The sequence below is a fragment of the Enterobacter cloacae complex sp. P27C genome (genome assembly GCF_014895705.1).
Classification (GTDB): domain Bacteria; phylum Pseudomonadota; class Gammaproteobacteria; order Enterobacterales; family Enterobacteriaceae; genus Enterobacter; species Enterobacter bugandensis.
In genome coordinates this window covers 401,057-416,259 of sequence record NZ_JADBQB010000004.1, presented here as the reverse complement: position 1 = coordinate 416,259, position 15,203 = coordinate 401,057, and the positions used below count along the sequence as shown (strand labels likewise).

13 protein-coding genes are annotated in these 15,203 nt (G+C 57.3%); all 13 read right to left on the bottom strand.

What is annotated here, in order from left to right; all coding sequences use genetic code 11:
* Window positions 1-45 precede the first annotated feature (45 nt).
* From ftsA to rsmH, 13 genes are read right to left on the bottom strand one after another with little or no spacing between them, the layout of a single operon-like run.
* Complete coding sequence (gene ftsA / locus IM291_RS10635; protein ID WP_006173845.1) at window positions 46-1,302, bottom strand: cell division protein FtsA; 1,257 nt, start codon at window positions 1,300-1,302, stop codon at window positions 46-48.
* Window positions 1,299-2,141: a cell division protein FtsQ gene (gene ftsQ, locus IM291_RS10630; RefSeq protein ID WP_045259458.1), complete on the bottom strand. Its 843-nt coding sequence runs from the start codon at window positions 2,139-2,141 to the stop codon at window positions 1,299-1,301. Before ftsQ ends, ftsA begins: the two co-directional genes overlap by 4 nt.
* A gap of 1 nt (window position 2,142) precedes the next feature.
* A complete protein-coding gene (locus tag IM291_RS10625; RefSeq protein ID WP_041911244.1) occupies window positions 2,143-3,063 on the bottom strand; it encodes a D-alanine--D-alanine ligase in 921 nt (306 codons plus the stop codon).
* Window positions 3,056-4,531, bottom strand: a complete 1,476-nt coding sequence (gene murC / locus IM291_RS10620) for a UDP-N-acetylmuramate--L-alanine ligase (protein ID WP_028015510.1) — start codon at window positions 4,529-4,531, stop codon at window positions 3,056-3,058. Before murC ends, IM291_RS10625 begins: the two co-directional genes overlap by 8 nt.
* Before the next feature lie 56 nt (window positions 4,532-4,587).
* Window positions 4,588-5,652: an undecaprenyldiphospho-muramoylpentapeptide beta-N-acetylglucosaminyltransferase gene (gene murG, locus IM291_RS10615; protein WP_028015509.1), complete on the bottom strand. Its 1,065-nt coding sequence runs from the start codon at window positions 5,650-5,652 to the stop codon at window positions 4,588-4,590.
* Window positions 5,649-6,893, bottom strand: a complete 1,245-nt coding sequence (gene ftsW / locus IM291_RS10610; protein ID WP_028015508.1) for a cell division protein FtsW — start codon at window positions 6,891-6,893, stop codon at window positions 5,649-5,651. Before ftsW ends, murG begins: the two co-directional genes overlap by 4 nt.
* On the bottom strand, window positions 6,893-8,209 hold the full coding sequence (gene murD, locus IM291_RS10605) for a UDP-N-acetylmuramoyl-L-alanine--D-glutamate ligase (RefSeq protein WP_049000501.1): 1,317 nt from the start codon (window positions 8,207-8,209) through the stop codon (window positions 6,893-6,895). Before murD ends, ftsW begins: the two co-directional genes overlap by 1 nt.
* Before the next feature lie 2 nt (window positions 8,210-8,211).
* Complete coding sequence (gene mraY, locus IM291_RS10600; protein WP_008501985.1) at window positions 8,212-9,294, bottom strand: phospho-N-acetylmuramoyl-pentapeptide-transferase; 1,083 nt, start codon at window positions 9,292-9,294, stop codon at window positions 8,212-8,214.
* Window positions 9,288-10,646: a UDP-N-acetylmuramoyl-tripeptide--D-alanyl-D-alanine ligase gene (gene murF / locus IM291_RS10595; RefSeq protein ID WP_028015506.1), complete on the bottom strand. Its 1,359-nt coding sequence runs from the start codon at window positions 10,644-10,646 to the stop codon at window positions 9,288-9,290. Before murF ends, mraY begins: the two co-directional genes overlap by 7 nt.
* Complete coding sequence (gene murE / locus IM291_RS10590) at window positions 10,643-12,130, bottom strand: UDP-N-acetylmuramoyl-L-alanyl-D-glutamate--2,6-diaminopimelate ligase (RefSeq protein WP_048960679.1); 1,488 nt, start codon at window positions 12,128-12,130, stop codon at window positions 10,643-10,645. The genes murF and murE overlap by 4 nt, the downstream gene beginning before the upstream one ends.
* On the bottom strand, window positions 12,117-13,883 hold the full coding sequence (locus IM291_RS10585; RefSeq protein WP_028015504.1) for a peptidoglycan glycosyltransferase FtsI: 1,767 nt from the start codon (window positions 13,881-13,883) through the stop codon (window positions 12,117-12,119). Before IM291_RS10585 ends, murE begins: the two co-directional genes overlap by 14 nt.
* 15 nt (window positions 13,884-13,898) lie before the next feature.
* Window positions 13,899-14,264, bottom strand: a complete 366-nt coding sequence (ftsL, locus tag IM291_RS10580; protein WP_006173860.1) for a cell division protein FtsL — start codon at window positions 14,262-14,264, stop codon at window positions 13,899-13,901.
* Complete coding sequence (gene rsmH / locus IM291_RS10575) at window positions 14,261-15,202, bottom strand: 16S rRNA (cytosine(1402)-N(4))-methyltransferase RsmH (protein WP_028015503.1); 942 nt, start codon at window positions 15,200-15,202, stop codon at window positions 14,261-14,263. Before rsmH ends, ftsL begins: the two co-directional genes overlap by 4 nt.
* Window position 15,203 lies beyond the last annotated feature (1 nt).

Sequence of the window (15,203 nt, the reverse complement as noted above, 5' to 3'; positions counted from 1 at the left end):
GCCTGTCGCCCGAGACCGCTAATTCTCTCCGGTCTCTTTAAAAAATTAAAACTCTTTTCGCAGCCAGTTGTTCAGTCGTTTGACCCACGACCCCACTGAGACGCGTTTTTCCACTTCTGCTTCACCACTGAGATGAGATTCCTTCCCGTAGTGGAGCAGGCCCACAGCCGTTGAATAGTACGGCTCCTGAGCATAATCCGTTAAACCGGTAATATTCAGCGGCGCACCAATACGCACCTGCGTATGGAACACGCGCTGAGCGCAGGCCGCAAGACCTTCAATTTGCGCTGCACCGCCGGTTAATACAATCCCCGCCGCAAGATGATGCTTAACACCCTGCTGACGAAGCTGTTCCTGAAGCTGTAAAATCTCTTCGTTGACCAGGTTGAGCAGCTCGGTATAGCGCGGCTCAATTACCTCTGCCAACGTCTGGCGCTGCAGGCTACGCGGCGGACGGCCGCCCACGCTCGGCACCTCAACGCTCTCATCTTTACCAACGATAGACCCCAGCGCACAGCCGTGGCGTACTTTAATCGCTTCTGCATCGCTCGGTGGCGTACCAAAAGCGTAAGCAATATCGCTGGTCACAACGTTCCCTGCGTAAGGGATCACTTTGGTGTGGCGCAGCGCACCGCCGGTATACACGGCCATGTCCATTGTACCACCACCGATATCGACCACACAGACACCCAGTTCACGTTCGTCTTCGGTCAGCACGGAATAACTTGCCGCCAGACCGGCGAAAATAAGTTGGTCAACTTTCAGGCCACAACGTTCAACGGCTTTTACGATGTTCTTCGCCATATCGTTGTGACATGTGATCAGGTGCACTTTTGCCTGCATACGCACGCCAGACAGACCAACCGGGTTCTTGATCCCTTCCTGGTAGTCAATCGCATATTCCTGCGGGATCACGTGCAGCACGCGATGCTCATCGCGAACGCGCACGGACTTCGCCGTATGCACAACGTTTTCAACGTCTTCCTGCGTCACTTCTTCTTCAGAAATCGGCACCATACCGATTTCGTTCTGGCAGCTAATGTGCTTGCCAGAAAGGGCCAGATAGACAGAAGAAATCTGGCAATCTGCCATTAATTCAGCCTGGTCGATGGCGCGCTGTACGCATTTCACCACCGACTCAAGGTCGTTTACCCCACCTTTATCCATACCACGGGACGGGCAACTGCCCACGCCAATGATATTGACCATACCGTCGGGCAGAACTTCCCCTACTAAAGCGGCAACCTTCGCGGTGCCAATCTCCAGTCCAACTACCAGTTTTCTGTCCGTCGCCTTGATCATTGTTGTTCTGCCTGTACCTGTGCCTGATTCTGTTGCTGATTAGGTTCCTCGACCGGAGCCGGCTCCCAACCGACTGCTGCGCCTGAGTCATAGCGCAAATCAACGTAGCTTATCCGTTTGCCGTCCGCCTGCGCCTGCTGTTGTAAAACCGGGTAAAGTTCTACAAAACGCGCAAGACGTTTCATTGTGTCGCCGCGTCCCAGGTTGAGCTTAATGCCGTTCGTCAACGTCAGCTGCCAGGAGCGGCGCGCCGTCATCGCAGCATCTTTTAACGTAAACCTGTCCTTCGCCAGCACCTGCCCCATTTCACGAAAACCCTGCAATACTTCGTTTTCGCTGCCTTCAGGGCCATACAACATCGGTAAATTTTGCTTGTTGACACGATCGCTCGGGACGCTGAAGGAATTTCCATCTACGTCAACCATGTGCTGATCATTCCAACGCGCAATGGGCACATATTCAACCAGATGAATCTTCAATTCATCAGGCCATTGTTTTCTGACACTCGCCTGTTTTATCCATGGCAGACGTTCAATCTGGCTCTGGATAATATTGACGTCCTGCGTCATAAAGGTGCCGGGCGATCCCAGCGCCAGAATAGACTGGCGAATATCATCGTTACGCGTGTAGTGACGCTCGCCGGTCACCACCAGCTTTGACAGCGGCAACCGCTGTGCGTCTTCCATCCAGCCCAGCACCATCCAGCCGCTGATAAACACGGTGCACAGCACCCCGAGCAGGAAAATTATCCCTGCAAGACGCGTTCCATTACTCCGGCGTGAAGAAGTGTATTCTTCTTCGTCATCGCGGTTGCGCGTGTTCAATGCAGCCTGAGACATATCAGCCCGCCTGGTCCAGAATACGTACGACTAACTGCGAGAAGCTCATTCCCGCCTGACGCGCCGCCATCGGCACAAGGCTGTGGCTGGTCATTCCCGGTGAGGTATTGGCTTCCAGCAGATAAAACTGCCCGTCATTGTCCTGCATCACATCAATGCGTCCCCAGCCGCTGCAGCCCAAAACATTCCAGGCTTTAAGCACCAGGGACTGTAATTCGGCTTCGCGCTCTGCTTCAAGACCACAAGGGCAGAAATATTGCGTCTCATCAGAGAGATACTTCGCCTCATAATCATAGAAGACTCCGGCGGGTTGGATGCGAATTGACGGTAAAATTTCTTCGCCAAGCATCGCGACGGTAAATTCCGGCCCGCTGAGCCATTTTTCAATCAGAACTTCTTCATCATGTTGAAATGCCAGCGCTAAAGCAGATGTTAAATCTTCAGCTTTATCGACCTTTGACATCCCGACGCTCGACCCTTCCCTGCTCGGCTTTACAATAACCGGTAAGCCCAGTGCCGCAATGCGTGTATTAACGCTGTCCGACAGGCCCAATTCAAATTCGCCGCGCGTCAGCGCCACCCACGGCGCAACGGGTAAACCCGCTCCCTGCCAGAGTAACTTACTGCGCAGTTTATCCATAGAGATGGCGGATGCCATCACGCCGCTGCCGGTGTAAGGCAGGCCGATCAGCTCCAGAAGCCCTTGCAGGGTTCCGTCTTCACCGCCACGACCATGTAACGCGATAAAGACCTTATCGAAGCCCATCGCTTTTAATTGCGTCACGTCGACCTCTTTTGGATCGACAATATGTGCGTTTACGCCGCCTTCACGCAGGCCCGCCAGCACGGCAGCGCCGGAATTCAGAGAAACCTCGCGCTCGGCGGAGTTGCCGCCAGAGAGGACTGCAATCTTATCAGCCATGATGCTCATCCTCCTGGGTTTGCGGCTTCAGTTTGATTTCAGCTAAGGTACGGGCGATCTTGCCGATATTTCCCGCACCCTGAATCAGGATGAGATCGTTACCGGTCAGGACCGGTGCCAGAATTTCCGCCACCTGTGCCGGGTCAGAAACCAGAATAGGGTCAACTTTACCGCGCCCGCGGATGGTACGACACAGGGAACGGCTGTCTGCGCCTGGAATTGGTGTTTCGCCGGCGGCGTAAACATCCAGCATCAGCAGGGTATCCACCTGTGACAGCACGCTGGCGAAATCGTCATACAGATCGCGGGTACGCGTGAAGCGGTGCGGCTGGAAGATCATCACCAGATTCTTCTCCGGCCAGCCCGCGCGTGCGGCTTTGATGGTCGCGTCCACTTCCGTCGGATGGTGACCGTAGTCGTCCACCAGCATCGCGGTACCTGGCTTACCATTCACCGCATCCAGCGGGAACTCGCCGAGGAAGTCGAAGCGACGCCCCGTCCCCTGGAAGCTTTCCAGCGCGCGCAGGATCGCCTCATCATCAATGCCTTCTTCCGTCGCAACAGCCACTGCCGCTGCGGCGTTGAGCGCGTTATGGCGCCCTGGCGCATTTAGCGTGACGTGCAGCAGCTCTTTGTCCTGACGTGCCAGAGTGAAATGCCCCTGCGCACCAATCTGTTTGTACTCTTCCACGCGGACGTCAGCGTCTTCGCTGAAGCCGTAGGTGGTGATTTGACGACCGACGCGCGGCAGCAGCTCGCGGATCACCGGGTCGTCCACGCACATCACCGCGCGGCCATAAAACGGCAGGTTGTGCAGGAAATTGATGAAAGTCTGCTTTAAGTTTTCGAAGTCGCCCTGGTAGGTATCCATATGGTCAGCTTCGATATTGGTGACAATCGCCACCATCGGCTGCAGGTGCAGGAACGACGCGTCGCTCTCATCCGCTTCCGCAATCAGATAACGGCTGTGGCCCAGACGCGCATGGACGCCTGCGGCTTTCACCAGACCGCCGTTGACAAAGGTAGGATCGAGACCCGCTTCCGCATAAATGCTGGAAACCATCGCCGTGGTCGTGGTTTTACCGTGGGTACCGGCAATCGCAATGCCGTGACGGAACCGCATCAGTTCCGCCAGCATTTCTGCGCGGCGGATCACCGGAATGCGCGCTTCGTGCGCGGCAACGATTTCCGGATTGTCAGAGGAGATGGCGCTCGATACCACCACCACGCTTGCATCGCGCACGTTTTCCGGGCGATGGTTGAAATAGATAGTCGCCCCAAGCGACGCCAGCTGCTGCGTGACAGGGTTTGGCGCCAGGTCAGACCCGCTGATCTGATAGCCTTCGTTAGCTAACACTTCGGCAATACCGCCCATGCCGGCACCACCGATGCCAACAAAGTGAATGTGCCGGACGCGACGCATCTCGGGCACGATTGAACGCAGTTTTGCCAGTTGTTGTGTATTCATTCTCTAAACGCCATCGACTACTTAAAATTCGTGCAGCGCAACACGCGCTGCGAGGGTTAAGCCTGGGCTGCCAGGCTCACTTCTTTTGCCACCCGTTCTGTCGCATCCGGGATAGCGGCAGCGCGCGCGCGCTGTGCCATCTCCAGCAGTGCGTCTCTGTTCCAGCCCGCCAGGGTGGTGGCGACCGCATCGGCGGTAAAGTGTGGCTGCTCAAAAATTTTCGCCGCGCCGGCTTTCTCAAGCGGCAGCGCGTTCCAGTACTGCTGTCGGTCCTTGTGCTGGAACGGCACGAACAGCGCTGGCAAGCCGGCGGCGGCGATTTCGCTCACCGTCAGCGCGCCAGAGCGGCAGACCACGACATCGGCCCAGGCATAGGCTGCGGCCATATCGTCAATAAATTCCGTCACTTTATGCTGCGGCTGGCCTTCATCAGCGTACGCCTGCTCAACGGTCTGCTGAGCGCCTTTACCGCTTTGGTGCCAGATAGTCACGGCATCACCCAGCTTTGCCGCCACCTGCGGCATTGTCTGATTCAGAATGCGCGCACCCTGAGAACCACCAACGACCAAAACACGAACCGGGCCTTCACGTCCCGCCAGGCGGGCATCCGGTAGAGGCAGCGCCAGCACGTCGACGCGCACCGGGTTACCCACCACGTCCGCTTTCGGAAACGCGCCGGGAAACGCCTGCATCACTTTGGTGGCGATTTTCGCCAGCCACTTGTTGGTCAGACCGGCAATACCGTTCTGCTCGTGCAGAACAACGGGAATGCCTAACGACCACGCGGCCAGCCCGCCGGGACCAGAAACATAGCCGCCCATACCCAGCACCACATCGGGCTTAAAGCGCTTCATGATGGTGCGCGCCTGACGCCAGGCGTTAAAAATACGCACCGGCGCCAGCAGCATGGCCTTGAGGCCTTTGCCTCGCAGGCCGGAAATACGAATAAAGTCGATCTCAATACCGTGCTTCGGTACCAGGTCGGCTTCCATGCGGTCTGCGGTTCCCAGCCAGCGTACCTGCCAGCCCTGTTCCATTAAATGGTGCGCAACCGCCAGCCCCGGGAACACGTGTCCACCGGTACCGCCTGCCATCACCATTAACCGCTTCGGTTGATTCATCGTGAACCTCGTGTAAACGCCTGGGCTTTCTCCAGACGCGTCTCATAATCTATGCGTAACAAAAACATAATGGCCGTCGACATGATCAACAGGCTCGAACCACCATAGCTGATCAGCGGCAACGTCAGACCTTTGGTCGGCAGCATACCCGCTGCGGCCCCGACGTTAACCAGCGCCTGGAAGCTAAACCAGATACCAATTGAGCAGGCTAAGAAGCCTGAGAAGCGGTGATCGATCTCCAGCGCTTTTCGGCCAATCGACATGGCGCGGAAAGCGACGAAGAATACCATTAAAAGCGCTAATACCACACCGATATAACCCAGTTCTTCCCCAATAATGGAGAAGATGAAGTCGGTGTGCGCCTCCGGTAAATACTCCAGTTTCTGTACCGAGTTGCCCAGACCTTGCCCCCAGACTTCACCGCGGCCAAACGCCATCAGCGACTGCGTCAGCTGGTAACCGCTACCGAACGGATCTTCCCATGGGTTCCAGAACGAGGTCACGCGGCGGATACGGTAAGGCTCGGCGAGGATCAGCAGCACCACTGCTGAAATCCCCATCCCGATGATGGCGATGAACTGCCACAGCTTGGCCCCTGCCAGGAACAGCATCGCCAGCGTGGTGACAAACAGTACAACAACGGTCCCGAGGTCAGGCTGCGCCAGCAGCAGGATCGCCAGCACCAGAATGACGCCCATCGGCTTTAAGAAGCCGCGAAGGTTGTTTCGCACCTCATCGACTTTTCGCACCAGGTAGTTTGCCAGGTAGCAGAATAACGAAAGCTTGGTGAACTCCGCAGGCTGAATACGCAGCGGGCCGAAGGCGATCCAGCGTGATGCCCCGTTAACGGAGCTCCCGACAACCAGCACGATCAGCAGCATGATAATGGAGGCGATCAGCATCGCGGTACTGTGGCGCTGCCAGAACGCCATCGGCAGACGAAGCGTTACCAGCGCCAGGCAGAACGCCAGAATGATGTACAGCCCGTCACGCTTGGCGAACAGGAAGGGATCGTTCGCCAGACGCTGTCCAACGGGCATAGAGGCCGACGTCACCATGATAAAGCCGATCGCCGCCAGCCCCAGCGTCAGCCAGAACAGGGTGCGGTCGTACATAATCAGGCTATCGGAATCTTTATCCCGGGAAGCCATCACCCAGCCTTTCAGCGCCGCAAACAGCCACACCAGAATTCCAAATCCTGGCAGGCGCGGCATTTTCAGGCGAGGGAGAGATAAACGCATCAGCCTAACTCCTTCGCAAGGCGGGTAAAGACATCGCCACGCTGTTCGAAATTCTTAAACTGATCGAGGCTGGCGCACGCCGGGGAGAGCAGAACCATGTCGCCAGGCTGCACGCGCGGGGCAATCAGGCGCATCGCCTGTTCCATCGTTTCAGTTTGCTCAGCAACCTCCGGGCGTAGTTCAGCCAACTCGCTGCCGTCACGGCCAAAGCAGTACAGGCGGATGTTATCGCCGGTGAGGTACTGTTTCAGGGAGGAGAAATCAGCAGATTTGCCGTCGCCACCCAACAGAAGATGCAGGGTGCCGTCAACGTGCAGACCGTTCAGCGCGGCCTCCGTGCTTCCCACGTTGGTCGCTTTGGAGTCGTTAATCCAGCGCACGCCGTTATGCTCCAGCGCCAGCTGGAAACGGTGTGCCAGGCCGGAAAACGTGGTCAACGCTTTCAGGCTGGAAGAGCGCGGCAGCCCTACGGCATCTGCCAGCGCCAGCGCCGCCAGGGCATTGGTATAGTTGTGCTGGCCGGAAAGCTTCATCTCCTTCACGTTCAGCACTTTTTCACCTTTCACGCGCAGCCAGGTTTCGCCCAGCTGGCGGTTCAGATGATAATCACCCATGGTGATACCAAAGCTGATGCAGCGCTCGTCCGCGCCGCGCACCGGCATGGTCAGAGCGTCGTCGGCGTTAACCACGCAAACTTTGGCATTTTCGTAAACACGCAGCTTGGCCGCGCGATACTGCTGCAGACCAAATGGGTACCGATCCATATGATCTTCCGTCACGTTGAGGATCGTTGCCGCCTCCGCATGCAGGCTGGAGGTGGTTTCAAGCTGGAAGCTGGAAAGTTCCAGAACGTACAGCTCGCAGCCTTTGTCCAGCAGCATCAGCGCGGGCAGACCAATATTGCCGCCTACTCCTACGTTCATGCCTGCGGCTTTCGCCATTTCACCCACCAGGGTAGTGACGGTGCTTTTGCCGTTAGAACCGGTGATCGCGATAACCGGCGCCTGCGCTTCGCGGCAGAACAGCTCGATATCGCCGACAATCTCAACGCCCGCATCCGCAGCTGCGCTCAGTGAAGGGTGCGCCAGCGCCATACCCGGGCTGGCGACAATCAGATCGGCTGCCAGCAGCCAGTCATCATTCAGACCACCAAGGTGGCGTTCAACCTGTTCCGGCAGCTTGTCCAGACCCGGCGGAGAGACACGCGTATCCATCACGCGCGGCGTCACGCCGCGCGCAAGGAAAAAGTCCACGCAGGAGAGGCCAGTGAGGCCTAACCCGATGATAACGACTTTTTTACCCTGGTAATCTGCCATGATTAACGTACCTTCAGCGTTGCCAGGCCAATCAGCACCAGCATCAGCGAAATAATCCAGAAGCGCACAATCACGCGCGGCTCCGGCCAGCCTTTCAGTTCATAGTGGTGGTGGATCGGCGCCATACGGAAGATGCGCTGACCGCGCAGCTTGAAGGAGCCGACCTGCAAAATCACCGACAGGGTTTCAACCACAAACACGCCGCCCATGATCACCAGCAGGAACTCCTGACGCAGCAGCACGGCGATAATGCCGAGCGCGCCGCCCAAAGCCAGAGAACCGACGTCACCCATAAAGACCTGCGCCGGATAGGTGTTGAACCAGAGGAAGCCCAGCCCCGCGCCGACTATCGCCGTACAGACGATCACCAGCTCACCCGCGTGACGCAGATAAGGGATGTGCAGGTAGTTCGCAAAGTTCATGTTACCGGTCGCCCACGCCACCAGCGCAAAACCAGCCGCCACGAAGACGGTTGGCATAATCGCCAGACCATCCAGGCCATCGGTCAGGTTAACGGCGTTACCGGTACCAACAATCACAAAGTAGGCCAGCAGGATGTAGAACAGCCCCAGCTGCGGCATCACGTCTTTAAAGAACGGCACCACCAGTTCGGTGGCGGGCGTATCTTTTCCTGCCAGATACAGCGCGAAGGCAACGCCCAGCGCAATCACTGACATCCAGAAATACTTCCAGCGGGCAATCAGGCCCTTCGTGTCTTTGCGGACGACTTTACGGTAATCATCCACAAACCCGATAATGCCGTAGCCCACCAGTACGGTCAGCACGCACCAGACGTACGGGTTAGACGGATAGGCCCACAGCAGTACGGAAACGACGATGGCAGTCAGTATCATGATTCCGCCCATCGTCGGCGTACCGCGCTTGCTGAAGTGCGACTCCGGACCGTCGTTACGTACGACCTGGCCGAAAGAGAGTTTTTGCAGACGGGCAATCATGCGCGGGCCCATCCACAACGAGATGAACAGCGCAGTCAGCAGGCTGACGATGGCGCGAAACGTCAGATACGAAAAGACGTTAAAGCCTGAATAATATTTGACCAAATGTTCGGCCAGCCAAACTAACATGTCCCGTTCTCCTGTAATGCGTGCACAACCTCTTCCATGGCGGCACTACGTGAACCTTTCACTAACACTGTCACAATTTGTTTTTCTGTAATTAATGCCTTAAGGCGCTCAATCAACGCGGCTTTGTCGGCAAAATGTTCGCCAACGCCGCTGGCATGGCTAATCGCCTGGCTCAGTTTTCCTGCGCTCAGCACGCAGTCCAGCCCCGCCGCTTTCGCCGCTTCACCCACCTGGGTATGACAGGCTTCGCTTTCATCGCCCAGCTCCGCCATGTCGCCAACCACCATGACGCGGTAGCCCGGCATTTCAGATAGCACCTGCACCGCCGCCGTCATTGAGCCGACGTTCGCGTTGTAGGAGTCATCCAGCAGTAATTTGTTTTCTGCAAGCGGGATCGGGTACAGGCGTCCCGGCACGGCTTTCAAATTCGCCAGCCCGGTTTTAATCGCCTCGTGTGACGCTCCCACCGCCGTCGACAAGGCCGCTGCCGCCAGCGCGTTGGCGATGTTATGGCGTCCCGGCAGCGGTAACAGCACGTCTACGTCACCCGTTGGGGTAGCAAGCGTGAATTCCGTACCGTGCGACGTCACATGGATATTGGTCGCGGTAAAGTCACTGTTGGCCGCGTTCGGCGAGAAGCGCCAGGTTTTACGCGAGCCAATGATGCTCTGCCAGTTCAGCCAGTCGTTGTTGTCGGCATTGAGAATGGCAATGCCGTCAGCAGGCAGACCGGTGTAGATTTCGCCTTTCGCTTTTGCCACGCCTTCCAGCGAGCCAAAACCTTCCAGATGCGCTGCCGCGAGGTTATTCACCAGCGCCGCTTCCGGGCGAGTCAGGCTCACGGTCCAGGCGATTTCGCCCTGGTGGTTTGCCCCTAACTCGATCACCGCAAATTCATGCTCTTTGGTCAGGCGAAGTAATGTCATCGGCACGCCGATGTCATTATTGAGGTTGCCTGCGGTATAAAGCGTATTACCGCACTGGCTGAGGATGGCCGCCGTCATCTCTTTCACTGACGTTTTGCCCGATGACCCGGTCAGCGCGACAACGCGAGCAGGCACCTGCTGACGAACCCAGGCGGCCAGTTCACCGAACGCGAGACGCGTATCGTTCACCACAATCTGCGGCAAATCGATATCCAGCCTGCGGCTGACCAGCAGCGCGCCAGCGCCGTTTTCTTTGGCCTGTCCGGCAAAATCATGCGCGTCAAAACGTTCGCCTTTCAGCGCCACAAACAGACAGCCCGCGGTCACTTTGCGGGTGTCGGTGGTGACCGCGTCAATGGTCAGATCCTGGCCCAGCAGCTCTCCGTGCAGTACCGCAGCGGCCTGGCTTAAGGTGATGCTAATCATGCGACGACTCCCAGCAGACGCGCTGCCGTTACGCGGTCGGAGTAGTCCAGACGACGATTGCCAACAATCTGATAGTCTTCATGACCTTTACCGGCCAGCAGAACGACATCATTTTCTTTTGCCTGCATGATGGTGTTTGTCACGGCTTCCGCGCGGCCTTCCACCACACGGGCGCGACCGGCGTCCAGCATACCCGCCAGAATGTCGTTGATGATGGCGCGCGGCTCTTCGGTACGCGGATTGTCATCGGTGACCACAGGAATGTCCGCGAACTGCTCCGCAATGGCGCCCATCAGGGGACGTTTACCTTTGTCGCGATCGCCACCGCAGCCGAAGACGCACCAGAGTTTACCGGTGCAGTGCAGGCGTGCCGCTTCCAGCGCTTTTTCCAGCGCATCCGGCGTGTGGGCATAATCGACAACCACGGTCGGTTTGCCCGGCGCGCTAAACACTTCCATACGGCCGCAAACCGGCTGGAGACGCGCTGACGTTTTCAGCAGTTCCGCCATCGGATAACCCAGCGCCAGCAGCGTTGCCAGCGCCAGCAGCAGGTTGCTGACGTTGAACGCCCCCATCAGGCGGCTTTCGATTTCACCGTCACCCCAGGAAGAGGCAAAGCGGATCGTCGCGCCACTGTCGTGATAGTTAACGTCAACGGCCTTCAGCCAGCGGCCGTGGCAGTTCGGATTGATATGGTCTTCCATCGACACCGCTACCGCGTCTGGCAGCTTCGCAAGCCAGCGGCGGCCCACTTCGTCGTCGGCGTTGATGATTGCCTGGCCGTAATGGTGAGTAGAGAACAACAGCCATTTGGCGGCTTCGTAGTGTTCCATATCACCATGATAATCTAGGTGATCGCGGCTCAGGTTGGTGAACACTGAAGCAGCAAACTTCAGTGCCGCAACGCGGTGCTGTACCAGGCCGTGCGAAGAAACTTCCATTGCGGCAAAGGTTGCCCCTTGCCCTGCCAGACCGGCAAGCACGTGCTGTACGTCAACCGCCGAACCGGTGGTGTTTTCCGTCGGGCTCACTTTGCCCAGCAGGCCGTTACCCACGGTACCCATCACCGCGCCGGTTTCACCCAGCAGCTGAGCCCACTGCGCCATCAGCTGCGTGGTGGTGGTTTTTCCGTTCGTGCCCGTCACGCCAACCAGACGCAGTTGGTCGGAAGGTTCGTGATAAAAACGTCCCGCCAGTGCAGAGAGACGCTCATTCAACTGGCTGAGATAGATAACCGGCACCCCGTGCATTTCACGGATCTCACCGTCGGTTGCCTCGTCTTTAGCCTCAGCAATAATGGCAGCCACACCTTGCGCAATCGCCTGCGGGATATAACGACGCCCGTCCGCCTGATGACCAACCACCGCCACAAAAAGATCGCCAGAAGCAGCCACGCGGCTGTCCAGTACCATCTCTCGCAGTGCTCGCTCCGGTGCATTTGGCACCCACGGAGCAAGAAGGTCGCGCAAATTACGATCTGCCACCTGTACCCTCGCCTTGATTAATTACAAATTCACTTTTTTCGCCCGTCGCCAGCGCATCTGGTTCAACGTTCATGGTGCGTAACACGCCGCCCATGATGGCGCCAAACACAGGCGCGGAAACGGCGCCGCCGTAGTATTTACCCGCCTGTGGATCGTTAATCACGACCACCAGCGCAAAACGCGGATTGCTAGCAGGCGCAACGCCTGCGGTATAGGCAATGTATTTGTTGATGTAGCGGCCGTCTGGCCCCACCTTTTTCGCCGTACCGGTTTTAATGGCGATGCGATAGCCTTTGATGGCCGCCTTCACGCCGCCACCGCCCGGCAGCGCCACGCTTTCCATCATGTGCACAACGGTACGAACGATGGATTCCGGGAAGATACGCTCGCCCGGAACCGGTGGATCAACTTTGGTGATGGACAGCGGGCGATAGACGCCGTAGCTGCCAATCGTTGCGTAGACTCGCGCTAACTGTAACGGGGTTACCATTAGCCCGTAGCCGAAAGAGAAGGTGGCCCTCTCTATGTCAGACCACCGTTGTTTTTGAGGATATAAGCCACTGCGTTCTCCGACCAACCCCAAATTGGTCGCCTTTCCAAGTCCAAAACGTGAGTAAGTCTCTACTAACGCTGAGGACGGCATCGCTAACGCCAGCTTTGAAACACCGACGTTACTCGACTTCTGTAACACCCCGGTCAGGGTCAATTCGCTGTAGCGCGCCACGTCTTTAATCTCGTGGCCGTTAATACGGTAAGGGATCGTGTTCAGGACCGTGTTTTCATTGACGATACCGCGCTGAAGCGCCGTCATCACCACCATCGGCTTCACCGTGGAGCCAGGTTCGAACACGTCGGTAATCGCCCGGTTACGCATCGCATCTTTTGCGGTGCCGGTAAAGTTGTTCGGGTTGTAGGAAGGACTGTTGGCCATAGCCAGCACTTCTCCGGTGCTGACATCCACCAGCACGGCGCTGCCGGATTCTGCCTTGTTAAACGCCACGGCGTTGTTCAGCTCGCGGTAGACCAGCGCCTGCAGGCGCTCGTCGATACTCAGAGCCAGGTTGTGCGCCGCCTGGCTGTCCGTAGAGGAGATATCTTCAATGACGCGCCCGTAGCGGTCCTTACGCACAATTCGCTCGCCAGGCTGGCCGGTGAGCCACTTATCGAAGCTTTTTTCAACGCCTTCAATCCCCTGGCTGTCGACGTTGGTGAAGCCGATGAGGTGAGCGGTTACTTCTCCGGACGGATAGTAACGACGGGATTCTTCGCGCAGATGAATGCCCGGCAGCTTCAGTTTCCGAATGTAGTCCGCCATGTCAGGGTTAACCTGGCGCGCCAGATAGATAAAACGCCCTTTCGGGTTCGCGTTGACGCGGGAGGCTAGCTGATCCAGCGGCATTTTGAGCGCATCTGAAAGCGCTTTCCAGCGGTTATCAAGCGTGATGCCACCGGCGTCGTGCAGCTCTTTCGGGTCGGCCCAAATCGCTTTCACCGGCACGCTCACCGCCAGCGGGCGACCTGAACGGTCAGTGATCATTCCGCGAGAAGTCGACACTTCCTGAACGCGAAGGGAGCGCATATCTCCCTGGCGTACCAGCATGTCAGGGGCGATGATTTGCAACCACGCCACGCGTCCCAGCAGGAAACCCAGCGCCAGTAAAATGCAGCCGCAAAGCAACGCAAAACGCCAACTGATGAAGTTGGCCTGTTCTTCCTGACGTTTTGGTTTAAGCGTTTTTGCCGCTGCTTTCATGCGTCGCGTGTTCCCTTATTTTTGTACTACGATATTTTCCTGGGAAGGATCAACATGCTGCAGTTGCAGCTTTTCCGTTGCGATCCGTTCAACCCGGCTGTGATCGCCGAGCGCGTTTTCTTCAAGGATCAGATTTCGCCATTCAATATCCAGCGCATCGCGTTCCAGCACCAGCTGCTCGCGTTGCGCAGTCAATAAACGTGTATGGTGAGCTGTGGTCACCACCGTAACTGCCGTAACAATGATGCAAATGAACAGGCAGAGTGGCAGTTTCCCGAATCGCAAAAGATCGTCGCCGATCACGCCAGGCAAGGCATGGCGCTCGTTGCTTCCTAACGATCCCTTAACTTTGCTTAGGGTTTCTGTCACTCTGCCGATCATGCGTTCGTCCTCTCTGCAACTCGCAGCACTGAACTACGGGCACGTGGATTCTCTGCCACCTCTTCTTCGCCCGGCATCAACTTGCCTAATGCTCGCAACTGACGGCCCCCCAGCTTCCTGAGTTGTTCTTCCGTCATCGGCAGCCCCGCTGGAACCTGAGGACCGCGGCTCTGTTCACGCATGAAGCGTTTTACTATGCGGTCTTCCAGCGAATGGAAGCTGATGATGGATAACCGCCCACCCGGGGCCAGCACGTCGAGCGAGCTTTTTAGCGCCAGCTCTATTTCCTCCAGTTCACTGTTTACCCAGATGCGAACCGCCTGGAAGGTACGGGTCGCGGGATGTTTGTGCTTATCCTTTACCGGCGTCGCCGCCGCAATCACTTCGGCCAGCTCTTTGGTGCGGGTCATTGGCTCAACGCGGTTGCGCTCAACGATGGCGCGCGCAATGCGCTTGCCAAAACGTTCTTCGCCGAAGGTTTTGATCACCCAGGCAATATCTGCTTCGTCAGCGGTCTGCAGCCATTCGGCGGCAGACTGGCCGCGCGTCGGGTCCATACGCATGTCCAGCGGACCGTCGCGCATAAAGGAGAAGCCGCGTTCTGCATCATCAAGCTGGGGTGAAGATACGCCAAGATCGAGAAGAATCCCGTCGATCTTGCCCGTGAGATCGCGCTCGGCCACGTAATCCGCGAGCGCAGAAAAAGGTCCATGCACGATGGAAAAGCGTGGGTCATTGATGGTCTGTGCCACGGCAATCGCCTGCGGATCGCGATCGATTGCCAGCAGTCGCCCTTCCTCTCCAAGCTGGGAGAGGATCAAACGCGAGTGACCACCGCGACCAAACGTGCCATCAATGTAGATGCCATCCGGACGAATATTCAGGCCGTTCACGGCCTCGTCCAGTAACACCGTTTTATGTTTATAATTTTCCATCATA